We start from the raw sequence: 19,373 nt of genomic DNA on the forward strand, positions 1-19,373 counted from the left end.
AACAAATGAAACAAGCATTTAAGTCGATGTTAATTGCCGCAGCGGTGACTTTGTCAGCTAGTGTTGCTTTTAACGCAACCGCTAACACTGAGAAGTTAGATCAGTTGTTAGAGCAGTTAAAGAAAGAACGTACTGTTGAAGGCCGTGTTAACCAAGAACGTGAACGTGCTTTCCTGTCTGAGCGCTCAGATAAGCAAGCCTTATTAAACACAGCTAAAAAGCAGTTTACTGACGAAGAAAATCGCGGTAAGCGTTTGCAAAAAGAATATGCCGATAACGATATTTTGATTGGCCAGAAACAGCAAGAATTAGAAAGTGCTTTAGGCACCATGGGTGAGTTGTTTGGCGTTGTACGTCAATCGGCTAACCAGTCTATTGGTACCATCAGCAGCTCTATCATCAGTGCACAGTATCCAGATCGCGATGTTCCACTGCGCTCTGTAGCCTCTGCCACTGAATTACCTACTTTAGGTGAGATGGAAGACCTGTGGATGGCATTGCTGACTGAAATGACAGAGTCAGGCAAAATTGCTAAGTTTGATGCTGACGTGGTTAAGCTGGACGGTGGTGTTGAAACTAAGCGTGTTACTCGTTTTGGTACTTTCCACCTGACAACAGATTCAGAATATCTGATCCTGAACAATGACACTGATCAAATCCAGCCATTAGGCCGTCAGCCACAGTCAAAAATTCATGACTCAGTAGCGGCTTACCACAACGCGAGCGGCGGTGAACTAACTGGCATTTACCTTGACCCAACTAAAGGCAATAGCTTACTGCGTCTTAACCAACAGCGTTCTACATTGTTTGAATACTATCAGGCAGGTGGACAAGTAGGTTATATCATTACTGCGGTATTCTTTATCGGTTTACTAATCGCGCTTGAGCGTATTATTACACTGTCGCTGGTAGGTGGAAAAATCCGTGCTCAGTTGAAAAATCTGGCTAATCCATCAGAATCTAACCCACTGGGTCGTATTCTGCGTGTATACCACGAGAACAAGACTGCTGATGCGGAAAACCTTGAACTGAAACTTGATGAAGCTATCCTGCGCGAAACGCCGAAAGTTGAACGTGGTGTTGGTTTAATTAAATTATTCTCTGCGGTTGCACCGTTGTTAGGTCTGTTAGGTACTGTTATCGGTATGATTTTAACATTCCAGCAAATTACCTTGTACGGAACGGGTGACCCTAAACTGATGGCAGGCTCAATTTCTCTGGCGTTGGTAACAACGGCACAAGGTCTGATTGCTGCTATTCCATTACTGTTTGTTCACTCTATTGTGTCGTCAAAAGCCAAATCAATTCTGCACATTTTAGATGAGCAGGCGGCTGGCATTATTGCTGCGCACGCGGAGCAGGAGAAAGCCTAATGATACTCCAGCTAGTAGAGCTGTGGGAATCTGTTCAGGATTTTATCCATACCGGTGGCAACGTATTGTACGTTGTCGCCCTGGTACTCTTCATCATGTGGTTTTTGATGATAGAGCGCTACTGGTTTCTCAAGACAGAATATCCGAAGTTGAAAAAGGATATTATTGCCCGTTGGGATGCTAGAGCTGATACCACATCATGGTATGCGCATAAAATCCGTGATTGCTGGATTTCCGAGGCTGCAGATAAATTAGATCAGCGTATGCTGCTCATTAAAACCTTGGTTGCACTGTGCCCATTAGTGGGATTGCTGGGAACCGTTACAGGTATGATCGCTGTGTTTGATATTATGGCAACACAGGGAACCGGTAACCCAAGAACCATGGCAACAGGTATCTCAATGGCGACTATTCCGACGATGTCAGGTTTGGTTGCAGCGATATCAGGTGTATTTTTCAGTGCGCGGTTAGACGTACAGGTGAAGCGCGAAAAAGCGAGCCTGGCCGATAGTCTGCCGCATCATTAAAGAGAGTTTTTTATGGCCCGCAAACGTATTCGCGAAGCTGAAACGGCAGAGATCGATATAACGCCGATGATGGATATCGTTTTCATCATGCTGATCTTCTTCATCGTAACCACTTCTTTTGTGAAGGAAGCCGGTATTGATGTTAATAAACCAGAGGCTGCTCAAGCGCAGAAAAAGCCTAGCGCAACCATCTTTATTGCTATCCGTGCAAACGGTGAAATATGGATGGATAAGCGCGCGGTAGATGTTGAGCGGGTATCTGCTAACATCGAACGCTTAAGAGCAGAATCACCAACAGACACCATTATTGTGCAGGCAGATAAAGAAGCTAAGCACGGTATCGTAATGGAAGTCATGGATCAGATTAAAGCAGCTGATCCGACGTTGGTGATTAGTATAGCCGGGGAGACTAAGTAATTATGGTACGTTTCCTAACATCGTTGATAATCGGTGGTGTGGTAACGTTTCTGTTGTTTTTAATGATGGCCACTTTGCTGCAATCCAGTGGAAAGCGTGAAGTGAAAGAGCAAGAGCGTATTGTTATAGAAATTAACACTACGCCGCCAGACTCAGAAACGCAGACGCGGCGGCCACCACCGCCACCACCACCACCGCCACCGGCGCAACCACCAAAGGCGCCGCAACCTGAGCCTGAAACAGCAAACGCTGCGGGTGCCATTGGTTTTAATATGCCAGGCCTGGATTTAGGTGCAGGATCAGGCGGATTAGGTGACCCTTCCGGCATGATGCGCGATGGCGATGCTACTCCAATCGTACGTATTGAACCGCGGTATCCGGTTCAGGCGGCACGTGACGGCTTGCAAGGATGGGTTAAGTTGCGCTTCAGTATTATGGAAGATGGCAGCGTTGATGAAGTTGAAGTCATTGAAGCTGAGCCGCGCCGGGTGTTTGACCGGGAAGCTATTCGCGCGCTTCGCCGTTGGAAATATAGCCCTAAAGTGGTAGATGGTAAGCCAATGAAGCAGACGGGCCAACAAGTTCAACTAGACTTTACGCTTGATATGGCAGGGGGTTAATATGAAAAAGTTGAAAAAACTTACCTCAGCTTTGGTTGTTGCAACAGCGTTGGGTGTGTGTGCTGCACCTGTTTTAGCTGCTGTACAACCTAACATGGCCAAAGTGGAAGAACGTAAGGCACGTAAAACGCAAATCGTTGGCGAACGTGTTGGTAAAGTTCTGGTTAAAGCTTTCGAGCTGTATAACCAGGATTTAGTTGACGAAGCTATAGCTGAGCTGCTTGAAGTTAAGTCGAATAATGAATTTGACACCGCAACGTTAAACCGGTTTTTAGGTAACTTATACGCCACCAAAGACGAGAAGCAGTCGATTAAGTATCTGACACTTGCAGTTGCACCTGACTTATTGTCATTTGGTGATCAGTCAACGTCGATGAAACTGTTAGCTGATATGTTATTGCAAGATAAGCAGTATCAGAAAGCTGTTAAAGCCTATGAAGATTGGATCCGCTTTACCGGTGAGCAGAATGCTGACGCTTACATGCGTATTGCTAATGCATACTACTTGATGGAACAGCATGCCAAAGTTATTGCTCCGGCTGATGACGCAATTCGGTTTTCGCCGAAGCCTATTGAAGGCCCTTACCAGCTAAAAATGGCCGCTTACTATGATCTTAAGCAATACAAAGAGCTAGTAGCTGTTGTTGAAACTATGGTACAGCTGTTCCCTGAGAATAAGCAGTTCTGGGTTTACTTAGGTAATTTTTATACGCTGACTGAGGAATACGGTAAGGCGTTATCAACGCTGCAGCTTGCATATTCACAAGGCTACCTGGAAAAGGACTCTGAAGTAAGGATGTTGGCACAGATGTACGCCAATAATAATATTCCTTACAAAGCAGCAGTTACCATGGAGAAGCATGTAAAAAGTGGCTTAGTAAAGCGTGATAAAACGAATCTGACGTTTATCGCGTCAAATTACCAAGCCGCTAGAGAGTTTGCAAAAGCTGCCGATTACTACGGTGAGCTGGCTAAGTTGACTAATGATGCCGATGCTTATCGTCGTCAGGGTTCGGCTTATTCAGCAGTACAAAAGTATAACGAAGCGATTGCTGCTTATGATAAGTCATTGTCGTTAAATGTTGATAAGCCAAGTGGTGTTTATATGAGCCTGGTAGATGCTTATTTCTATCAGAAGAAATATAAAGAGGCCTTTGCTGCATTAATGAATGCGAAGAAAGACCCGTCTATGGCACGTCAGGTGCGTAGCTGGGAGTCGTATATCAGAGATAAAGCAAAACAAAAAGGCATTAGCCTGTAAAAAAAACCCCACGTCTGTGGGGTTTTTTATTTTACTATCTAGTTTTCTGTTTCGGTATTACGTAAGTCATGTAAGCGATACTTATCGATTAGCGCATAAAGTGTAGGCCTTGTAATACCGAGCAAATCTGAGGTCTTAGACAAATTTCCATTTGCCACAGTATAGGCGTGTCTAATGGCCTGAGTCTCGGCTTGCTCCCTTACTTTACGCAGCGTAGTGGTTTTTAACGCATCAACGGCTTTTAAGCCCAAATCTTCAGCTGTAATAAGCTTGCTGTCTGCCAGAATAACAGCGGATTTAAGTTTGTTTTGTAGCTCTCTAATATTACCTGGCCATGCATGTTGCAGCATTGCTTGCATGGCACAGTCTGAAAAACCTTGAACCTGAGTACCAAACTCGTTGTTGAATTTGCTTAATAGTGCTTTGGCAATCACGATGATATCGTGGCCACGCTGCCTTAATGGCGGGATAGCCAGAGTAATTTCACTAATGCGGTAGTACAAATCTTCACGAAAACTCTGTGCTGCAACCATCTCTGCCAGGTTTCGGTGTGTAGCACAGATCACTCTGACATCAACTTCTATTTCCTGGCGACCACCAACACGTTCTATCACCCTCTCTTGTAAAAAACGCAGCATTTTAGCCTGTAGGCTAAGTGGCATATCTCCAATTTCGTCGAGTAACAAGGTGCCACCATTGGCACATTCAATCTTTCCCAGGGTCGTTTTGTTGGCACCGGTAAAAGCGCCTTTTTCGTAGCCAAACAGTTCGCTTTCCAATAAGTTTTCCGGAATAGAGGCACAGTTTATTGCCACAAAGGGTTTGTTGACCCTCGGGCTTTGACGGTGAATTGACCTGGCAAATACCTCTTTCCCAGTGCCGCTGTCGCCTAACAATAATGTAGTGATTTCAGTTGGCGCAATTTTCTCAACAGTTCGGCATGCACGTAATATAGCGTCGCTGTTACCGATAATATCGTTATTAGATATGCTGGATGCCTTTAGTGCACGGTTTTCAGCTTCTAACTGGCTTAACTTAAACGCCCTGGCCAAAATGATATTTAATACCTCGACATCTATTGGTTTTTGATAGTAATCATAGGCACCAAGAGATACGGATTTAATGGCGTGGTCATTATCAGTGCTACCGGTAATAACGATCACTTTACACTGTGGTTGAATGGCCAGAATCTCACTGAGACAGGCCAGACCTTCACTGGCATTGGCTGGATCTGGTGGCAGGCCTAAATCCAGCGTGACAACATCTGGTTCATAACGTCTTAACTGAGTAAGAGCGGATGCCCTGTCCTGAGCAAATACCAGCTCATAATCAGGGAAGCTCCATTTAAGCTGCTTTTGGATGCCAATATCATCTTCTATGACCAAAACGGTCTTCATATAACAGTCCTTGTATTTACTTCAATAAACATGGCTAGTGTAAAGGAAGAACTAATGTAAAGGTAGTTCCGATACCTTCCTTACTGCTGACCATTAACTGGCCTTCATGTTGCTTTGCAAAGTGTAGCGCATCATAAGCGCCAATGCCCATGCCGGCGTTACCTTTGGTTGAATCAAACGGTTTAAATAACCGTTGTTGTATAAATTCTTCCGACATACCACAACCGGAGTCGTTTATCTGAACAATTAGGTTATGTTCGTCAGTAGTAATATCAATTTTTATGGTACCGGTATCAGCAGTAGCATGTTGCGCATTGTCGATGAGATGAAATAGCACACTGGCAAAGCGCTCTTTATCGACAGACAACTGACCATCGTTGCTAATATTCAGTACAGGCGTGGGGGATTTTGAGGCACAGCGCTGTGTAACTACTTCTGTGACTACAGCTGCGGCGGTAAATACCGAGTTATTTGCCGCGGCAATTTGTTTGTTACTAAGCTGCGAGAGCATATTTTCCAGACGTTTTTGCATTGCCGCCAGAGTTTCAAAACTATCATCTATGAATTCCGGGTTACGCCGGTGTTTAATGCTATTTGTCAGTAAAAGGTCAATTTGTGCTTTAACATTTTTCAGGTCATGCACGATAAATGCAGACATTCGGCTGAATGCGACAAACTGAGCGTTTTCACTAAGCTGCTCGCTGGTTTGCATCAATAATAAATAACTGGATATTTGTTCTGACACCAGCATTAAATAGTCGCGTAGCTCCCAATTAAGATGCTGCCGGTCAACATCTGGCGCATTCATCAGGCAAAGGCCCCAAAGTAAGGTATCGGAATAGATCGGCACGATAAGTTGTATGTCGATGTTATTCAGTTGGTGCTGTTGGCTAAATGGGTCTTTGTTATCAGACAGATCGACAATCCAGTGTTTTGCTTCAAACTGTTGCACATAATGCTTCAGCAACACTAGTTCATCAGGGTTAAGTTTCCCCCGACCTATGATTGCCAACTGATTAAAGTTTTTTTGCTCATCGAGTTGTATCAGACAGCCACGCTGGTAACCAATAGCATTGAGCCAGGCATACAGAACGGTTTGGTATTGCTCGGTTTTACTCAAGTCTATTAGCTTTAATTGCCTGGTGAGTTCGAGCCACTTTTGCCGGTAATCGAATTTGTTTGCGAAAAAGTGTTTTTCAATAAACACTTTTAGCCTTCGTCTTACCGCGCCAGATAGCAGTAATATTGCCAGCATTGCAAAGCCAAGTACCCAGAAGGCTGTCTGCAATAAATTAGACCAGTTGCCACCAATATAACGAATATAAAAGCCGGCAACGGCAATAAGACAGAGGTAACACCCCGCAGCAAGCACCAGCGAGCTTTGTAATACAATATCCCTGGAAACATATACGTTTATCCCCCAGGCCTGAACACGACGCACAGAGATAATTAGCAGCGGAATTATACCGGCATACACAAACCCTCTGGCAGACCACAGTTGGTTATCTACCTGACCAAACATGGCTGATTCGGCTAATAAGACGAAGTCAAACAGCGCACATACTGTAATACCTAAGACCAGCGGTTTATATTGCCAGCGTTCGGCAGCTGCTCTGCGGTAAATAGCCTCAAGTAGTGATAGCTGTAATATGCAAATAGCCAGGCTGCCGGTAAAAATAAGATTGGTAGACAGCAACTGAAAAACACATAGTGCCGTCCAGCCGGACATTACCACTATGAGCAGCTGCACTGAGCCCTTTTGCAGTAATTGCCATAAGGTTTGTTGCGCATTTCCTAATGCGGATAATAGAAATAGCAATAAGAGCAGGTTTCTACCAAGCTCAAGCGATATGGATAATGTTGAACTATAGGGTGCGACAGCTGTAAATATGTAATACCCGGCCCAAATTGTATTGAGTAAAGACCAGGAAAGTAGCAAGGATTTAGGTAAGTTTTTAACTCTGGTCGCTAACGTTAGCAGGAAAAAAAACAAGTTTGCGATGCAAGCCAGGCCAAAGCCAATCTTATCCACTGCGAGTTCTGTAAGAAAATCCATCTGCATTAATTAGTCAGTCCAGGCTGTATTTGCTAAAAACGGTAGGCATAGATCATTGCGCCAACAACGGCAGTAATGCCTGCACAGGGATGGCATAGGTAATACCACTGGGATCGCTTAGCACGGCTTCTCGAGTGGATTTAATATACACCTTATTGATGATACCGATGACTTCAGCCGTTGCTGCATTAAATAATGGGCTGCCACTGTTGCCGGGGTATGCAGTGGCATCAAGTTGGTACACTAAAAATGGCTGGCGTAATTTTCGCAGTGCTGCCGCTTGCAACTGACTGGCATGATCAACCGGAATCGCCACCGGCGTTAAAGCTGCGATAATGCCTCTATGTGTGGCAGGGTAAAGGCCAAGCACTGAGGTAATTGGAAAGCCGGTAAAGGCAATCTCTGTGCCTTCGGCAACCGCTTCGGGCTGTGCCAGTGTGACTGCAGGCAATTTGCTTTGGATGTTTAGTACGGCCAAATCATATGCGGGTTCAATTTTAGTATTGATTATCTTATGCATGGTGACACTTTCGGCACTGCCTGACATCACCACGTAACTTTCGTTACGCTCTACATTCAGTGCTGCAGCGATAACATGATGGTTGGTTACTATTCTATTTCCTTCAGCCACCGCAAAGCCGGTACCGATTAACCTGACTCTGGGCGATGCCAGTGGACTAAATATACCAATAGCAACAATAGAGGGTTTTATTTTGCTAATACTGTCTTGTAATGTGGCGTGTAGCAAGGTGCTGTACATCAGCATAAAAACACACAATATCGCTTTATACATGAATGAGATATTCCCTATCCACATTATTGTTTTCAGGTTTTATACTAGCTTAATTAGTCTTAAATAGCTGCAGTGTTCTGTGGCAACTGACGGATTTTCCTCCATACTGTCAGAGTCGTAATGGTACAAAGGACCTGTCATGTCTATATCGGTAGCTAAAGATGAAACAGTTAAAGCAATTGTACCAATCCTTTCTGGCGGAGGAACCCGGCTCAGTTGTTACATCGGGATCCTGCAAGCATTACAAGAGATGGGATTTGAGTTTCGTCATTTAGTTGGTGTATCTGGCGGCAGTATTGTGGCTGCCTTATATGCAGCGGGCCATAGCCTGGCAGAGATCAAAACTTTGGCGCTACATACCGATTTCAGGCAGTTTTGGAGCTTTTCGTTTACCTCGCTGTTACGCACTGGCGGCCTGTGTAATGGTAATAAACTAGAGGCTTGGCTAGATAAACAATTGAAAGGCATAACCTTTGCCCAGTTAGCCTATGACTTACATATCTTAGCGACAGATATTAACGGTGGTGGCCCGGTTGTCTTTAATCGTAGCAAAACGCCGCACCTAAAAGTGTCGAAAGCGATCCGTTTTTCGATGTCGATCCCGCTATTTTTTTCATTTCAGGCCTTTGAGCAGCACATTATGACCGATGGGGTAATTTTATCAGAGGATGCATTGCATCGTGATTGGTCTGGTTCGGGCTTACCATTGATTTGCTTTCGTTTAAAAAGCGATGCGGAATCCCGGCCATTGCAAACCAGCCGTTATTTTCCAGTGGTGTCCTATGTTTACATGTTAATCAGAACATTTATGAGTGCGGTGTCACGTGAGTACGTACACGCTGAGTATTGGCACAACACTATAGTAATTAATACCGGTAGTGTATCGTCGGTCGATTTTGCTTTAAGCATTGCACAGAAATTACAACTGTTCGATATGGGGTATCAGACGGCGCATAGTATAGTGCCGTTAAAGCTAGCCGGGTTATTTACCGAGGTCACGGCCGGTGACAGCGACAAAAAAACCACTACGTAAGTGGTCTTTTTGTGCACATAAGTGAGTTAATACTATTTACCGCGGCGAATTATTTCCTGCGCCATTAAATCGGCAATTACGCTGGTCGACTGATTTTCAGCATCAGCACGCTGAAAAATATTTAACAGCGTATCGTAAATCAACATGACTTTGGCGGATGACTCTGGCTCTGAGTAGCCTTCCGGCCGCATTTCGAATGCCACATTGATAATACCCCCAGCATTAATTACGTAATCGGGTGCGTATAAAATGCCTTGTTGACGTAACATGTCACCATGACGGGCTTCTTTTAACTGATTATTGGCGCAGCCAGCAACGATACGGGCTTTCAACTGAGGAATGGTATCGTCGTTAACCGTAGCACCTAGTGCACAGGGGGCATAGACATCGGCATCGACCGAGTAGATTTCGTCAAGACCAACTGCTACGGCACCAAACTGTTCAACGGCACGGCTAATGGCTTGTGGGTTAATGTCAGTTACAATTAATTTTGCACCGTCTTTGTGTAAATGTTCACACAGGTAAAAGCCAACACTTCCAAGGCCTTGTATGGCTACTGTGCGATTGGATAAATCATCTGAACCAAATTTATGCTTGGCCGCTGCTTTAATACCGCGGTAAGTTCCCAAAGCTGTAAACGGCGCAGGGTTGCCGCTTTTTCCTTCGAGGCCAGCTACATAGGGTGTTTCTTTATTGACGATCATAATATCGCCAGTGGTAATGTTAACGTCTTCCGCACTGTAGTAACTGCCAGACAACCGGTGCAGCATACGGCCAAAAGCGCGGAACAAGGCTTCAGATTTTATCTTTTTCGCGTCGCCAATAATAACTGATTTACCACCACCGAGAGGCAGGCCAGCCATGGCGTTTTTGTACGTCATACCGCGAGACAAGCGCAGCACATCATTTAATGCTGCGTCGTCTGAGACATAATCCCATAAACGGCAGCCGCCAACCGCTGGCCCTAATGCTGTGCTGTGTACTGCAATAATAGCTTTTAAGCCGGTTTCGGCATCGCTACAGAAAACCACTTGCTCATGATTATCAAATTCAGAATGATTAAATATGGCCACGACTGATTTCTCCGTTTATTGGCTGGCACAGGGGCGCTGTGTCGCGGTGATGTTTTGGGTATAGCTACTTTAATCAGTAGCTTTTTGCGCGGCGCAATGTAACATTTCAATTAGGCTTTCACCATAACAGCGGAAAAAAAACCGCTGGTTGGTCCAGATGATTGTCGACAATCTAACTCAGTACTTGATTGTGCCTCACGAGTCACCTAAAGTAGCGCAAAAAGCCACAGCAGGATTGAAAAACATGAGTGAGCAGTTAACTCAAGAGCAGATTCAACAGATGGAACAGGCCAGGGCGCAATGGGTTAGGGCGCAGTTTCAAAAAGCCAACGAACATTTGGCCAGTAAAGGTATTATTCCTGACAATGTAACCGTGGCTGACAGCCGCTATTTACCGCCTTTTTTTGCAGTATGGAAATTAAATACCAAAGATAAACAAACATTTTGGGTGATCAGTGGTGATGTACCAACTGATCATATGGCGGTATCTGCTGCCAAAGATGCGCGTGAGGCGGTGAGATCATTTTCATTGCATTGGCAACTTAAAGCGCAGCAGATTATTGATTCTGGTATTAACGATCAAACTAAACTGGATTTTGCCAATCTACTCATTAAACGAGCCCATGGTTTATACGAGATGTTTGAGAAAGATGAGTTATGGCAAGAAAGTACTGCCAATTAATTGTATTTATTAGTTTACAATAAATAAAAAACCGCCTTGAAGGCGGTTTTTTATTTGTCCTAAGCCTGTTACGTTTATTCGCTGAAATACCAGTAGCCTTGGTTAATAAGACTGGTTAATAACATGGTACGTTCATCAGATCCGATAAAATGCTGATTTTGCGTCGAGGTTAACTCAGTAAAGTCAGCAAGCAGTTGTGCCGTTGTCAGCTCATTAGCTGGCAGAGTGATCTGATCACCATTAATAAACAGCAGAATATCGCTGGCAGCATTTTGCTGATAATAACAGCAACGTAAACCGCCGATACGACTTAACACCGAACCTTCTTGCAGATATTCAGCTATTTCGTCGCTGCCATAATGCGGATCTGGCTCATTTAAATCCAACTCATGTTTAGCGCGGGTAATTAAACTGCCAAACCATTGCGGTAGCATAGTGTTATCTGCGACCAACTGTTGCAGTAACTGCTGAGCCTGTTGTAAATCAGCATCGGTAATGGCGCCGACGGATGTTGCTACACTGCGACTATTGTCAGCAAAGCGTTTGCCACTAATGTCATGATCTACTAAGTGATCAGCAAGGCCTGTCAGTAAATCTTTTTGTGCCGGTGCCCGAAAGCCAACTGAATAGTTCAGGCTGTTTTCCAGACTGATACCGTCATGTGGGCATCCTGGTGGGATATACAATATATCGCCAGGTTCGGTAATTACGTCTATACAATCTTTGAAGGGGCTTATTTGTAAAAGCCGCGGATGAGGACACAACTGTTTTAGGCTGGTGTCTGGCATACCAACACGCCAATGGCGTTTACCTTCACCTTGAATAATGAACACATCATATTGGTCAAGGTGCGGTCCTACGCCGCCGCCGGGCGTAGAGAAGCTTACCATCAAGTCATCAATTCGCCAGTTCGGGATAAAGCGAAACGGGTCCAATAGCTTTGCTGCTTCTGGATGCCAGTGATCAACAGCCTGCACTAGTAAGGTCCAGCCTTGTGCACCAAAAGCAGAGAAGTCTTCGAACGGACCAGTTTGCATATCCCAGTTTTTTTCGGTACAACTTACAATCCGCGATTCTATTTCTTCTTCCTGAGCCAGACCCGCCAGTTCATCTGCACTTAGCGGATCGCTAAACTGCTGGAAACCTGCTTTGATTAATAACGGTTTTTTTTGCCAGTATTCACAGAGAAACTCGTCGATACTCAGGCTGCCCAAATTTAACTGATACATAAAATGTCCCAAAAAAAGGCGCTTACTAAAGCGCCTTATTGTCAATCGCTTACTTCAGTGTGCTGGTAATGTCTATGGCAGCACCGATGTAATTGGCCGGAGTTAACTGCTTTAACTGCGCTTTAACCTGATCAGGTAGCTGCAGCTTATCAATAAACACATGCAAGTCGGCTTGTGTAATACGTTTGCCGCGGGTTAATTCTTTCAGTTTTTCATAGGGCTGTTCAATACCATATTTTCGCATCACGGTTTGTACCGGCTCTGCCAGTAATTCCCAATTGGCATCCAGCTCGGCACGCAGGTTGGCTTCATTTACTTCTAACTTACTAATGCCCTTTAGCGTTGCCTGATACGCAATTAAGGTATAACCGAATCCAACACCCAAATTGCGCAGCACTGTTGAGTCGGTTAAATCTCGCTGCCAACGCGATACCGGCAGTTTGGCGGATAAGTGATTAAACAAGGCATTGGCAATACCCAAATTACCCTCTGAGTTTTCGAAATCGATTGGGTTTACTTTATGCGGCATGGTTGATGAGCCAATTTCGCCAGCAATAGTGCGTTGTTTGAAATGACCCAGCGCAATATAACCCCAGACGTCGCGGTCAAAGTCGAGCAAAATGGTATTAAAGCGGGCTACGGCATCAAACAGTTCCGCGATATAATCATGCGGCTCAATTTGCGTGGTGAAGGCATTCCAGCTCAGTCCCAAACTGGTTACAAACTGCTCAGATAACTGATGCCAATTCAGCTCAGGGTATGCAGATAAATGTGCATTGTAGTTGCCCACGGCACCATTAAACTTACCCAGTATTTCTACTTTAGCTATCTGGTCACGTTGGCGTTTTAAACGCATATAAACGTTCGCCATTTCTTTACCCATGGTGGTGGGCGACGCCGGTTGACCATGGGTCCTTGCCATCATAGGCACGTTTTTATGTTCGTTGGCTAAGTGTTTAATCGCATCAAGTAAGGCATCACATTGCGGCAGTAGCACCGCTGAACGCGCTTCATTTAGCATCAAGCCGTGCGACAGGTTATTAATATCTTCTGAGGTGCAGGCAAAGTGAATAAATTCACTCACGCCAGCAAGTTCAGCATTTTCTGCCACTTTCTCTTTTAGCAAATACTCAACTGCTTTGACGTCATGGTTGGTGGTGCGCTCAATTTCTTTTACCCGCTCGGCATCAGCGACGTTAAAATTGTCGACAATATCGTTCAATAATTGATTTGCCGAGGCAGATAGTGGCGCAACTTCATTTATTTCTGATATGGCAGCAAGCTGCTGCAACCAACGAACTTCTACCATCACTCGGTATTTTATTAAACCGAACTCACTGAAGTAGTTCCGTAAATCGGTAGTTTTGCTGCCATAGCGCCCATCAACGGGCGAAATAGCGGTAAGGGCGTTCAGTTGCATACAGGCTCCTATAAGCTTGATGTGGGCAGTTGCGCAAGCATCTGTTTTGCTTGCGCCACCAGCTTGCGACGTTTGAAAATAAAATTAGTTCGGCTGCCACCTGCTTGGCGCCATAATACAGCAGCCCGGATGGCAGCCAGCAACAGAGCACGCACTTTGTGCTGTACCGCGGACTGTTTAAGTAAATCGGGTTGGCCATAAATCTGGATACGGCCACCTAAACTGCTGATGCAATCTGCATAGATGTCAGCCAGGTTTGCTAACATGTTATCGTCAAGCAGACTAAAATGTTGTAGCTGGCGCTGTAGGTGTTGTAACTTATCGCCAAGTTTAGCCATGTGTGCTGGCGTTTTACTTAGCTTACGCTCCAATGCCAGTACGCCAACGATATAGCGGGTTAGTTCGACATCTTTTTGCGGCTTATCACCAAGCTGATCGATAATCAGCTGTAAACCTGTACTCAAGTTTTTTGCATCATCACCATAAATTTGCAACGGTTGCTCAGCATCGATTATAGCAACGCTGTTTAGCATTAATAACAGCGCGTCTTTATTTAACTCGCTGCTGCGGGCAACTTTTTGCACCAGCTTAAGAGCCTGACACAATCCTGCCAGGGCGATAATTTGGGTAGAAAGAGAATAATGCATATTAATTTAGTGCCTGGTCGATAATGCCGCCGCCAAGACAGACTTCGTCGAGATAAAACACCGCCGATTGGCCAGGTGTCACTGCTTTTTGCGCGCTGTCAAATTGCACGCTGACCGTGCCGTCTGCGTGTGGCGTGAGTAAGCAAGGGATGTCTGTTTGACGGTAACGGGTTTTTACACTGCAACGAATAGCTTGCTGCGGGCCTGCACGATCAGTCCAGTGCATTTGGCTGGCCGTTAAACCGTTAGATAGCAAGCTTGGATGGTCGTGGCCTTGCGCAACGAGCAATTGATTTTTCTCCAGATTTTTTGCCACTACGTACCAGGGCTCATCACCACCATCCCTCAATCCGCCGATACCTAAGCCCTTGCGTTGGCCTAGCGTATGGTACATAAGGCCTTCGTGGCGGCCAATAATGTCACCATCGACAGTGATAATGTCACCTGGTTGAGCCGGCAAGTATTGCTGTAAAAAATCTTTGAATTTACGCTCACCAATAAAGCAGATCCCCGTGCTGTCTTTCTTATCGTGCGTAATTAAGTCTTGTTGCTCGGCAATAGCGCGCACGGCCGGTTTCTCTAACTCACCAACCGGAAACAATGTCTGTGCAATGTGCTCTTCGCCAATAGTGTAAAGGAAATAGCTTTGGTCTTTGTTATTGTCTAAGCCGCGTAACAACTGCCAATGGCCATTTTGTTGACGGCGTCGGACATAATGGCCGGTGGCAATGTAATCAGCACCAAGGGCTTCAGCGGCAAACTCGAGAAACGCTTTAAACTTAATTTCTTTATTGCACATAATATCGGGATTGGGGGTACGCCCAGCTTTGTATTCGGCTAAGAAATATTCAAAAACATTATCCCAATATTCCGTGGCAAAATTTACTTTGTGTAGCACTATACCTAATTTGTCGCATACCGCTTGGGCATCACGCATATCCTCAGCTGCGGCGCAATACTCGTCGTTGTCGTCTTCTTCCCAATTTTTCATAAACAGGCCTTCAACCTGATAGCCCTGCTGTAACAGCAGGTAGGCTGAAACGGAAGAATCCACGCCGCCGGACATACCGACGATGACTTTTTTACTGCTGTTGACTGAGCAGTCAACCGGGCAAATATCTGGCATAGCACTGCACTTTTGAAGGCTTAAAAAACAAGGCGCGGATTATACATTAAAATAAGGCGCCGCGCATGTTATCGTGCTGGCTGAATGAGACCGAGCGGTAAGCGCACGCCTTGTTGATATAACTTCACTGCATCACTAACCAGCGCACTGCGAACTGGTAGAGCTGCTTGTAACAACTCGTTTGCACTAAACCAATGCAATGCCAGAATATCGCGATCTTGCGGTTGGTAGCGTTGCGGCAAGCTGGTAGGTTCAAACACAAAATTAACCCTTACATAGCGATGGTTATTCGCCGCTTTGAGTTGGGAAATTCCCAGCCAGGCAGTGGGTTCAAGCAATAGGCCGGTTTCTTCGTATAGCTCGCGTTTTACGGCGTTTAGCAGCTCTTCGTCCTGTTCAACATGGCCTGCAGGTTGGTTCAGTACGCGTTGGCCGCTGAGTTTATCGATTTCTTCCACCAGCAAAAATTTGTGCTCAAACTGGACGATAGCGGCAACGGTTAAGTGTAGTGTTTCTCTGCTCATATGCTCTTTTCTTTGTTGCTAAACCAGGTTTAGCGTTAACTTAGCGAAATTTGTTTAAACTCACCCGGCGCTAAATCAGCCAGTAGCCAAGAGCCAATTTGAGCACGGATAAGACGCAGAGTAGGAAAGCCAACAGCCGCGGTCATGCGTCTTACCTGACGATTACGGCCTTCAATAATAGTTAGACTTATCCAGCAGGTAGGAATAGTAGTACGCTGCCGTACGGGTGGATGACGCAACCAGATATCCGGTTCGGCGATTCGCTGTGCGTTGGCGGGTAAAGTGACGCCGTCATTCAGTTGTACCCCTTGACGCAGCTCTTGCAGTGCCGCGTCAGTAATGTCGCCTTCAAGTTGCACCCAGTATGTTTTAGCCATTTTATGCTTTGGATCACTGATAAGGTGCTGCGTTTTACCACAATTGGTCAGCAGCAATAAGCCTTCGCTGTCACGGTCCAGCCGGCCTGCCGGATAAACCTCTTCAACCTTGATAAAGTCGGCCAAGGTGGCTCTTTTAGGGCTGCTATTGTCCGTAAACTGGCATAGAACATCAAATGGCTTATTAAACAACAGAAGTATCGGTTGCTCGACCTTGGTCGTATTGCGTTTTTTCGCATATGGATTATTTTGCATCTTCTGTTTGATACGAGCAGGTTTCACTGTGTTTTTATCTCTAAAGTTTATAGCATCTGACAGGGCATTACTGGCTGTCAGCATTAGTTAACATTGCGTCATATGCGGTTTGTACAGTCATACATGAAGACGCTAAGTGGGGCGGCTGGTTGCCTATTTTATTGAATGTCATGCTGCTATACTAGCGCCGCTTTGCAACAAGTGCGTTTAAAACATCAACATCGCCAGGATGAAGGTGCAGACTGGTCTGCAATAGCCAGCTGTTCGCAAACACATTACAGGAACTAACATGTCAAAAGAAATTGCAAAAATTATTTACACTGAAACGGACGAAGCGCCTGCGTTGGCGACTTACTCGTTGCTGCCAATAGTGCAAGCATTCTCTGCTGCGGCCGGTATTGCGGTAGAAACCCGTGATATTTCCCTGTCTGGTCGTATTATTGCCAACTTCCCTGATTTTTTAAAGCCAGAACAGCGTATCGCTGACGCATTAAGTGAGCTTGGCGAATTGGCGAATCAGCCAGATGCTAACATTATAAAGCTGCCAAATATCAGTGCTTCAATTCCACAATTGAAAGCGGCGATTAAAGAGTTACAACAGCAAGGCTATGCGCTGCCAGATTACCCCGCTGAAGCAAAAACTGAACAAGAGCGTGATGTTAAAGCGCGCTACGATAAAATTAAAGGCAGCGCGGTAAACCCGGTACTACGTGAAGGTAACTCTGACCGTCGTGCACCGGCTTCGGTTAAGCAATATGCCAAGAAAAACCCGCATAGCATGGGGGCCTGGGCTGCCGATTCTAAATCGCACGTTGCGCACATGAACCAGGGTGATTTTTATGGCAGTGAACAGTCGGCGACTTTTGCAAACACTGATACGCTGAAAATTCAGCATATCGCCAATGACGGTTCTGTATCGATATTAAAAGACCAGGTTGCAGTATTGGCCGGCGAAGTGATTGACGCCGCTACCATGAGCAAGAATGCTTTGCGGGCGTTTTACCAACAAGAAATCGCCGCTGCGAAACAGCAAAATGTGCTGTTGTCCCTGCACTTAAAAGCTACCATGATGAAGGTATCAGACCCAATATTGTTCGGTCATGCGGTGACAGTATTTTTCAAAACGGTATTTGATAAATATGCTGAACTGTTTGCCGAGTTGGGTGTAGATGTGAATAACGGCGCCGGTGACATGTTCGCCAAAGTGGCATCGTTACCACAACCTAAGCAAGAGCAAGTTATGGCTGATATCAAAGCCTGCTATGCTGCGCAGCCTGAGCTGGCAATGGTAAATTCGGACAAAGGTATTACCAACCTGCATGTACCAAGCGACGTGATTATTGATGCGTCTATGCCGGCGATGATCAGAAGCTCCGGCCAGATGTGGGGAGCCGATGGTAAATTAAAAGATACCAAAGCGATGATCCCAGATCGTTGTTATGCCGGTGTCTACCAGGAAACCATTGATTTTTGCCGTAAAAACGGCGCTTTTGACCCGCGCACTATGGGCTCAGTGCCCAACGTAGGCTTGATGGCGCAAAAGGCAGAGGAATACGGCTCACATGATAAAACCTTTGAAATAGCTGCAGACGGTAAAGTGCAGGTGTTAAATAGTAAAGGTGATGTAGTGTTTGAGCATGCCGTGGAACAGGGTGATATCTGGCGGATGTGTCAGGTAAAAGATGCCCCGATCCGCGACTGGGTAAAGTTGGCCGTGAACCGGTCCCGCTTAAGCAATACTCCGGCAGTGTTCTGGTTGGACAGCGCTCGCGCACATGATTCACAACTTATTGCTAAGGTGCAGACTTATCTGAAAGAGCATGATACCGATGGCCTGGATATTCAGATCTTGGCGCCTGTTGAAGCAACTCGTTTAACGTTGCAACGTATGAAGCAAGGGCTAGACACAATTTCAGTTACTGGTAATGTGTTGCGTGACTACTTGACGGATCTGTTTCCAATTCTGGAGCTGGGTACCAGCGCTAAGATGCTGTCAGTTGTACCATTGATGAATGGCGGTGGATTGTTTGAAACAGGCGCCGGTGGTTCTGCACCAAAACACGTTGAGCAGTTTATCGAAGAAGATTATTTGCGTTGGGATTCACTCGGTGAGTTTTTAGCGCTTGCTGCTTCACTCGAACATTTAAGCCAGGTTACTGAAAATGCTAAAGCTAAAGTTTTGGCTGATGCTCTGGATTCGGCGACGGCTAAGTTTCTCGACAATGACAAATCACCACGGCGTAAGTTAGGTGAGTTGGATAACCGTGGTAGCCACTTTTATCTGGCAATGTATTGGGCAGAAGCTTTAGCAACACAAGAAGCAGATGCAGAGCTACAGAGCCGCTTCGCCAAACTGGCGGCGACATTGCAACAGCATGAATCTGTGATTGTTGCTGAGTTAAACGGGGCTCAAGGCAAAGCGGTAGATATTGGTGGCTATTACCGGCCAAATCCTGATCTGGTATCCAAAGCGATGCGACCAAGTCAAACATTTAATCAGGCTCTGGCTAACGCTTAATACTGTTGCATGTAGTTAAAAAGCAAAAGCAGGCGTTAAGCCTGC

The 19,373-nt window shown here is 45.5% G+C and carries 18 protein-coding genes; 8 read left to right on the forward strand and 10 right to left on the reverse strand.

The genetic code is table 11. From position 1 onward, the window contains the following. Positions 1 to 5 precede the first annotated feature (5 nt). The 5 genes from I4W93_RS02995 to I4W93_RS03015 are packed head-to-tail and all read left to right on the forward strand — an operon-like array spanning position 6 to position 4,198. On the forward strand, positions 6 to 1,373 hold the full coding sequence (locus tag I4W93_RS02995) for a MotA/TolQ/ExbB proton channel family protein (RefSeq protein WP_205309912.1): 1,368 nt from the start codon (positions 6 to 8) through the stop codon (positions 1,371 to 1,373). Beyond that, positions 1,373 to 1,900, forward strand: coding sequence for a MotA/TolQ/ExbB proton channel family protein (locus tag I4W93_RS03000; protein WP_224673228.1), 528 nt, complete (start codon positions 1,373 to 1,375; stop codon positions 1,898 to 1,900). Before I4W93_RS02995 ends, I4W93_RS03000 begins: the two co-directional genes overlap by 1 nt. A gap of 12 nt (positions 1,901 to 1,912) precedes the next feature. Then, positions 1,913 to 2,317: an ExbD/TolR family protein gene (locus I4W93_RS03005; protein ID WP_205309911.1), complete on the forward strand. Its 405-nt coding sequence runs from the start codon at positions 1,913 to 1,915 to the stop codon at positions 2,315 to 2,317. Positions 2,318 to 2,319: 2 nt separating this feature from the next. Beyond that, the gene (locus tag I4W93_RS03010) at positions 2,320 to 2,937 is read left to right on the forward strand and encodes an energy transducer TonB (protein ID WP_205309910.1); all 618 of its coding nucleotides are present in this window, start codon (positions 2,320 to 2,322) and stop codon (positions 2,935 to 2,937) included. 1 nt (position 2,938) lies between these two features. Then, on the forward strand, positions 2,939 to 4,198 hold the full coding sequence (locus tag I4W93_RS03015; protein ID WP_205309909.1) for a tetratricopeptide repeat protein: 1,260 nt from the start codon (positions 2,939 to 2,941) through the stop codon (positions 4,196 to 4,198). A gap of 38 nt (positions 4,199 to 4,236) precedes the next feature. Here I4W93_RS03015 and prsR read toward each other — a convergent pair whose 3' ends face one another. From prsR to I4W93_RS03030, 3 genes are read right to left on the reverse strand one after another with little or no spacing between them, the layout of a single operon-like run. Beyond that, entirely contained in the window at positions 4,237 to 5,595 is a 1,359-nt protein-coding gene (gene prsR, locus I4W93_RS03020) for a PEP-CTERM-box response regulator transcription factor (RefSeq protein ID WP_205309908.1), read from the reverse strand. Positions 5,596 to 5,629: 34 nt separating this feature from the next. Then, positions 5,630 to 7,657 (reverse strand): XrtA/PEP-CTERM system histidine kinase PrsK, encoded by a 2,028-nt coding sequence (prsK, locus tag I4W93_RS03025; RefSeq protein WP_369408123.1) that lies wholly within the window; start codon positions 7,655 to 7,657, stop codon positions 5,630 to 5,632. A gap of 46 nt (positions 7,658 to 7,703) precedes the next feature. After that, complete coding sequence (locus I4W93_RS03030) at positions 7,704 to 8,444, reverse strand: S1 family peptidase (RefSeq protein WP_205309907.1); 741 nt, start codon at positions 8,442 to 8,444, stop codon at positions 7,704 to 7,706. A 139-nt stretch (positions 8,445 to 8,583) separates the two neighbouring features. On the opposite strand from I4W93_RS03030, the gene I4W93_RS03035 reads away from it, so the two are divergent. Then, positions 8,584 to 9,477, forward strand: coding sequence for a patatin-like phospholipase family protein (locus I4W93_RS03035; protein WP_205309906.1), 894 nt, complete (start codon positions 8,584 to 8,586; stop codon positions 9,475 to 9,477). Between the two features lie 32 nt (positions 9,478 to 9,509). Here the strand turns inward: I4W93_RS03035 and I4W93_RS20480 are convergent, their stop codons facing one another. After that, positions 9,510 to 10,550, reverse strand: a complete 1,041-nt coding sequence (locus tag I4W93_RS20480; RefSeq protein ID WP_205309905.1) for a Leu/Phe/Val dehydrogenase — start codon at positions 10,548 to 10,550, stop codon at positions 9,510 to 9,512. Between the two features lie 244 nt (positions 10,551 to 10,794). Between I4W93_RS20480 and I4W93_RS03045 the strand changes: the two genes are divergently transcribed. Then, on the forward strand, positions 10,795 to 11,232 hold the full coding sequence (locus tag I4W93_RS03045; RefSeq protein ID WP_205309904.1) for a DUF4826 family protein: 438 nt from the start codon (positions 10,795 to 10,797) through the stop codon (positions 11,230 to 11,232). Positions 11,233 to 11,306: 74 nt separating this feature from the next. Here I4W93_RS03045 and I4W93_RS03050 read toward each other — a convergent pair whose 3' ends face one another. The 6 genes from I4W93_RS03050 to I4W93_RS03075 form a co-directional block, all read right to left on the reverse strand. Then, positions 11,307 to 12,461: a ribosomal protein uL16 3-hydroxylase gene (locus tag I4W93_RS03050; protein WP_205309903.1), complete on the reverse strand. Its 1,155-nt coding sequence runs from the start codon at positions 12,459 to 12,461 to the stop codon at positions 11,307 to 11,309. 49 nt (positions 12,462 to 12,510) lie between these two features. Then, positions 12,511 to 13,881 (reverse strand): adenylosuccinate lyase, encoded by a 1,371-nt coding sequence (gene purB / locus I4W93_RS03055; RefSeq protein WP_205309902.1) that lies wholly within the window; start codon positions 13,879 to 13,881, stop codon positions 12,511 to 12,513. An 8-nt stretch (positions 13,882 to 13,889) separates the two neighbouring features. Next, a complete protein-coding gene (gene hflD / locus I4W93_RS03060) occupies positions 13,890 to 14,528 on the reverse strand; it encodes a high frequency lysogenization protein HflD (protein WP_205309901.1) in 639 nt (212 codons plus the stop codon). Between the two features lies 1 nt (position 14,529). Continuing rightward, the gene (gene mnmA, locus I4W93_RS03065; RefSeq protein WP_205309900.1) at positions 14,530 to 15,654 is read right to left on the reverse strand and encodes a tRNA 2-thiouridine(34) synthase MnmA; all 1,125 of its coding nucleotides are present in this window, start codon (positions 15,652 to 15,654) and stop codon (positions 14,530 to 14,532) included. A 68-nt stretch (positions 15,655 to 15,722) separates the two neighbouring features. Beyond that, positions 15,723 to 16,178: an NUDIX domain-containing protein gene (locus I4W93_RS03070; protein ID WP_205309899.1), complete on the reverse strand. Its 456-nt coding sequence runs from the start codon at positions 16,176 to 16,178 to the stop codon at positions 15,723 to 15,725. 35 nt (positions 16,179 to 16,213) lie between these two features. Then, positions 16,214 to 16,810 carry a pseudouridine synthase gene (locus I4W93_RS03075; protein ID WP_224673230.1) on the reverse strand — a complete coding sequence of 199 codons (597 nt, stop codon included), beginning with the start codon at positions 16,808 to 16,810 and terminating at the stop codon, positions 16,214 to 16,216. 289 nt (positions 16,811 to 17,099) lie between these two features. Here I4W93_RS03075 and I4W93_RS03080 point away from each other — a divergent pair, with 289 nt between their 5' ends. Next, entirely contained in the window at positions 17,100 to 19,328 is a 2,229-nt protein-coding gene (locus I4W93_RS03080; protein WP_205309898.1) for an NADP-dependent isocitrate dehydrogenase, read from the forward strand. The last annotated feature ends 45 nt before the right edge of the window (positions 19,329 to 19,373 follow it).

Source organism: Rheinheimera maricola, assembly GCF_016918075.2.
Taxonomy (GTDB): Bacteria; Pseudomonadota; Gammaproteobacteria; order Enterobacterales; family Alteromonadaceae; genus Alishewanella; species Alishewanella maricola_A.

Bases quoted from the DNA above. Each gene is read 5' to 3' on its own strand.
- I4W93_RS03035 (WP_205309906.1), top strand. From the start codon at position 8,584: ATGTCTATATCGGTAGCTAAAGATGAAACAGTTAAAGCAATTGTACCA.
- I4W93_RS03000 (WP_224673228.1), top strand. From the start codon at position 1,373: ATGATACTCCAGCTAGTAGAGCTGTGGGAATCTGTTCAGGATTTTATC.
- I4W93_RS02995 (WP_205309912.1), top strand. From the start codon at position 6: ATGAAACAAGCATTTAAGTCGATGTTAATTGCCGCAGCGGTGACTTTG.
- I4W93_RS03010 (WP_205309910.1), top strand. From the start codon at position 2,320: ATGGTACGTTTCCTAACATCGTTGATAATCGGTGGTGTGGTAACGTTT.
- I4W93_RS03030 (WP_205309907.1), bottom strand. From the start codon at position 8,444: ATGTATAAAGCGATATTGTGTGTTTTTATGCTGATGTACAGCACCTTG.
- purB (WP_205309902.1), bottom strand. From the start codon at position 13,881: ATGCAACTGAACGCCCTTACCGCTATTTCGCCCGTTGATGGGCGCTAT.
- I4W93_RS03070 (WP_205309899.1), bottom strand. From the start codon at position 16,178: ATGAGCAGAGAAACACTACACTTAACCGTTGCCGCTATCGTCCAGTTT.
- prsK (WP_369408123.1), bottom strand. From the start codon at position 7,657: ATGCAGATGGATTTTCTTACAGAACTCGCAGTGGATAAGATTGGCTTT.
- I4W93_RS03080 (WP_205309898.1), top strand. From the start codon at position 17,100: ATGTCAAAAGAAATTGCAAAAATTATTTACACTGAAACGGACGAAGCG.
- I4W93_RS03005 (WP_205309911.1), top strand. From the start codon at position 1,913: ATGGCCCGCAAACGTATTCGCGAAGCTGAAACGGCAGAGATCGATATA.
- I4W93_RS03050 (WP_205309903.1), bottom strand. From the start codon at position 12,461: ATGTATCAGTTAAATTTGGGCAGCCTGAGTATCGACGAGTTTCTCTGT.
- hflD (WP_205309901.1), bottom strand. From the start codon at position 14,528: ATGCATTATTCTCTTTCTACCCAAATTATCGCCCTGGCAGGATTGTGT.
- I4W93_RS03015 (WP_205309909.1), top strand. From the start codon at position 2,939: ATGAAAAAGTTGAAAAAACTTACCTCAGCTTTGGTTGTTGCAACAGCG.
- I4W93_RS03075 (WP_224673230.1), bottom strand. From the start codon at position 16,810: ATGCAAAATAATCCATATGCGAAAAAACGCAATACGACCAAGGTCGAG.
- I4W93_RS03045 (WP_205309904.1), top strand. From the start codon at position 10,795: ATGAGTGAGCAGTTAACTCAAGAGCAGATTCAACAGATGGAACAGGCC.
- mnmA (WP_205309900.1), bottom strand. From the start codon at position 15,654: ATGCCAGATATTTGCCCGGTTGACTGCTCAGTCAACAGCAGTAAAAAA.
- prsR (WP_205309908.1), bottom strand. From the start codon at position 5,595: ATGAAGACCGTTTTGGTCATAGAAGATGATATTGGCATCCAAAAGCAG.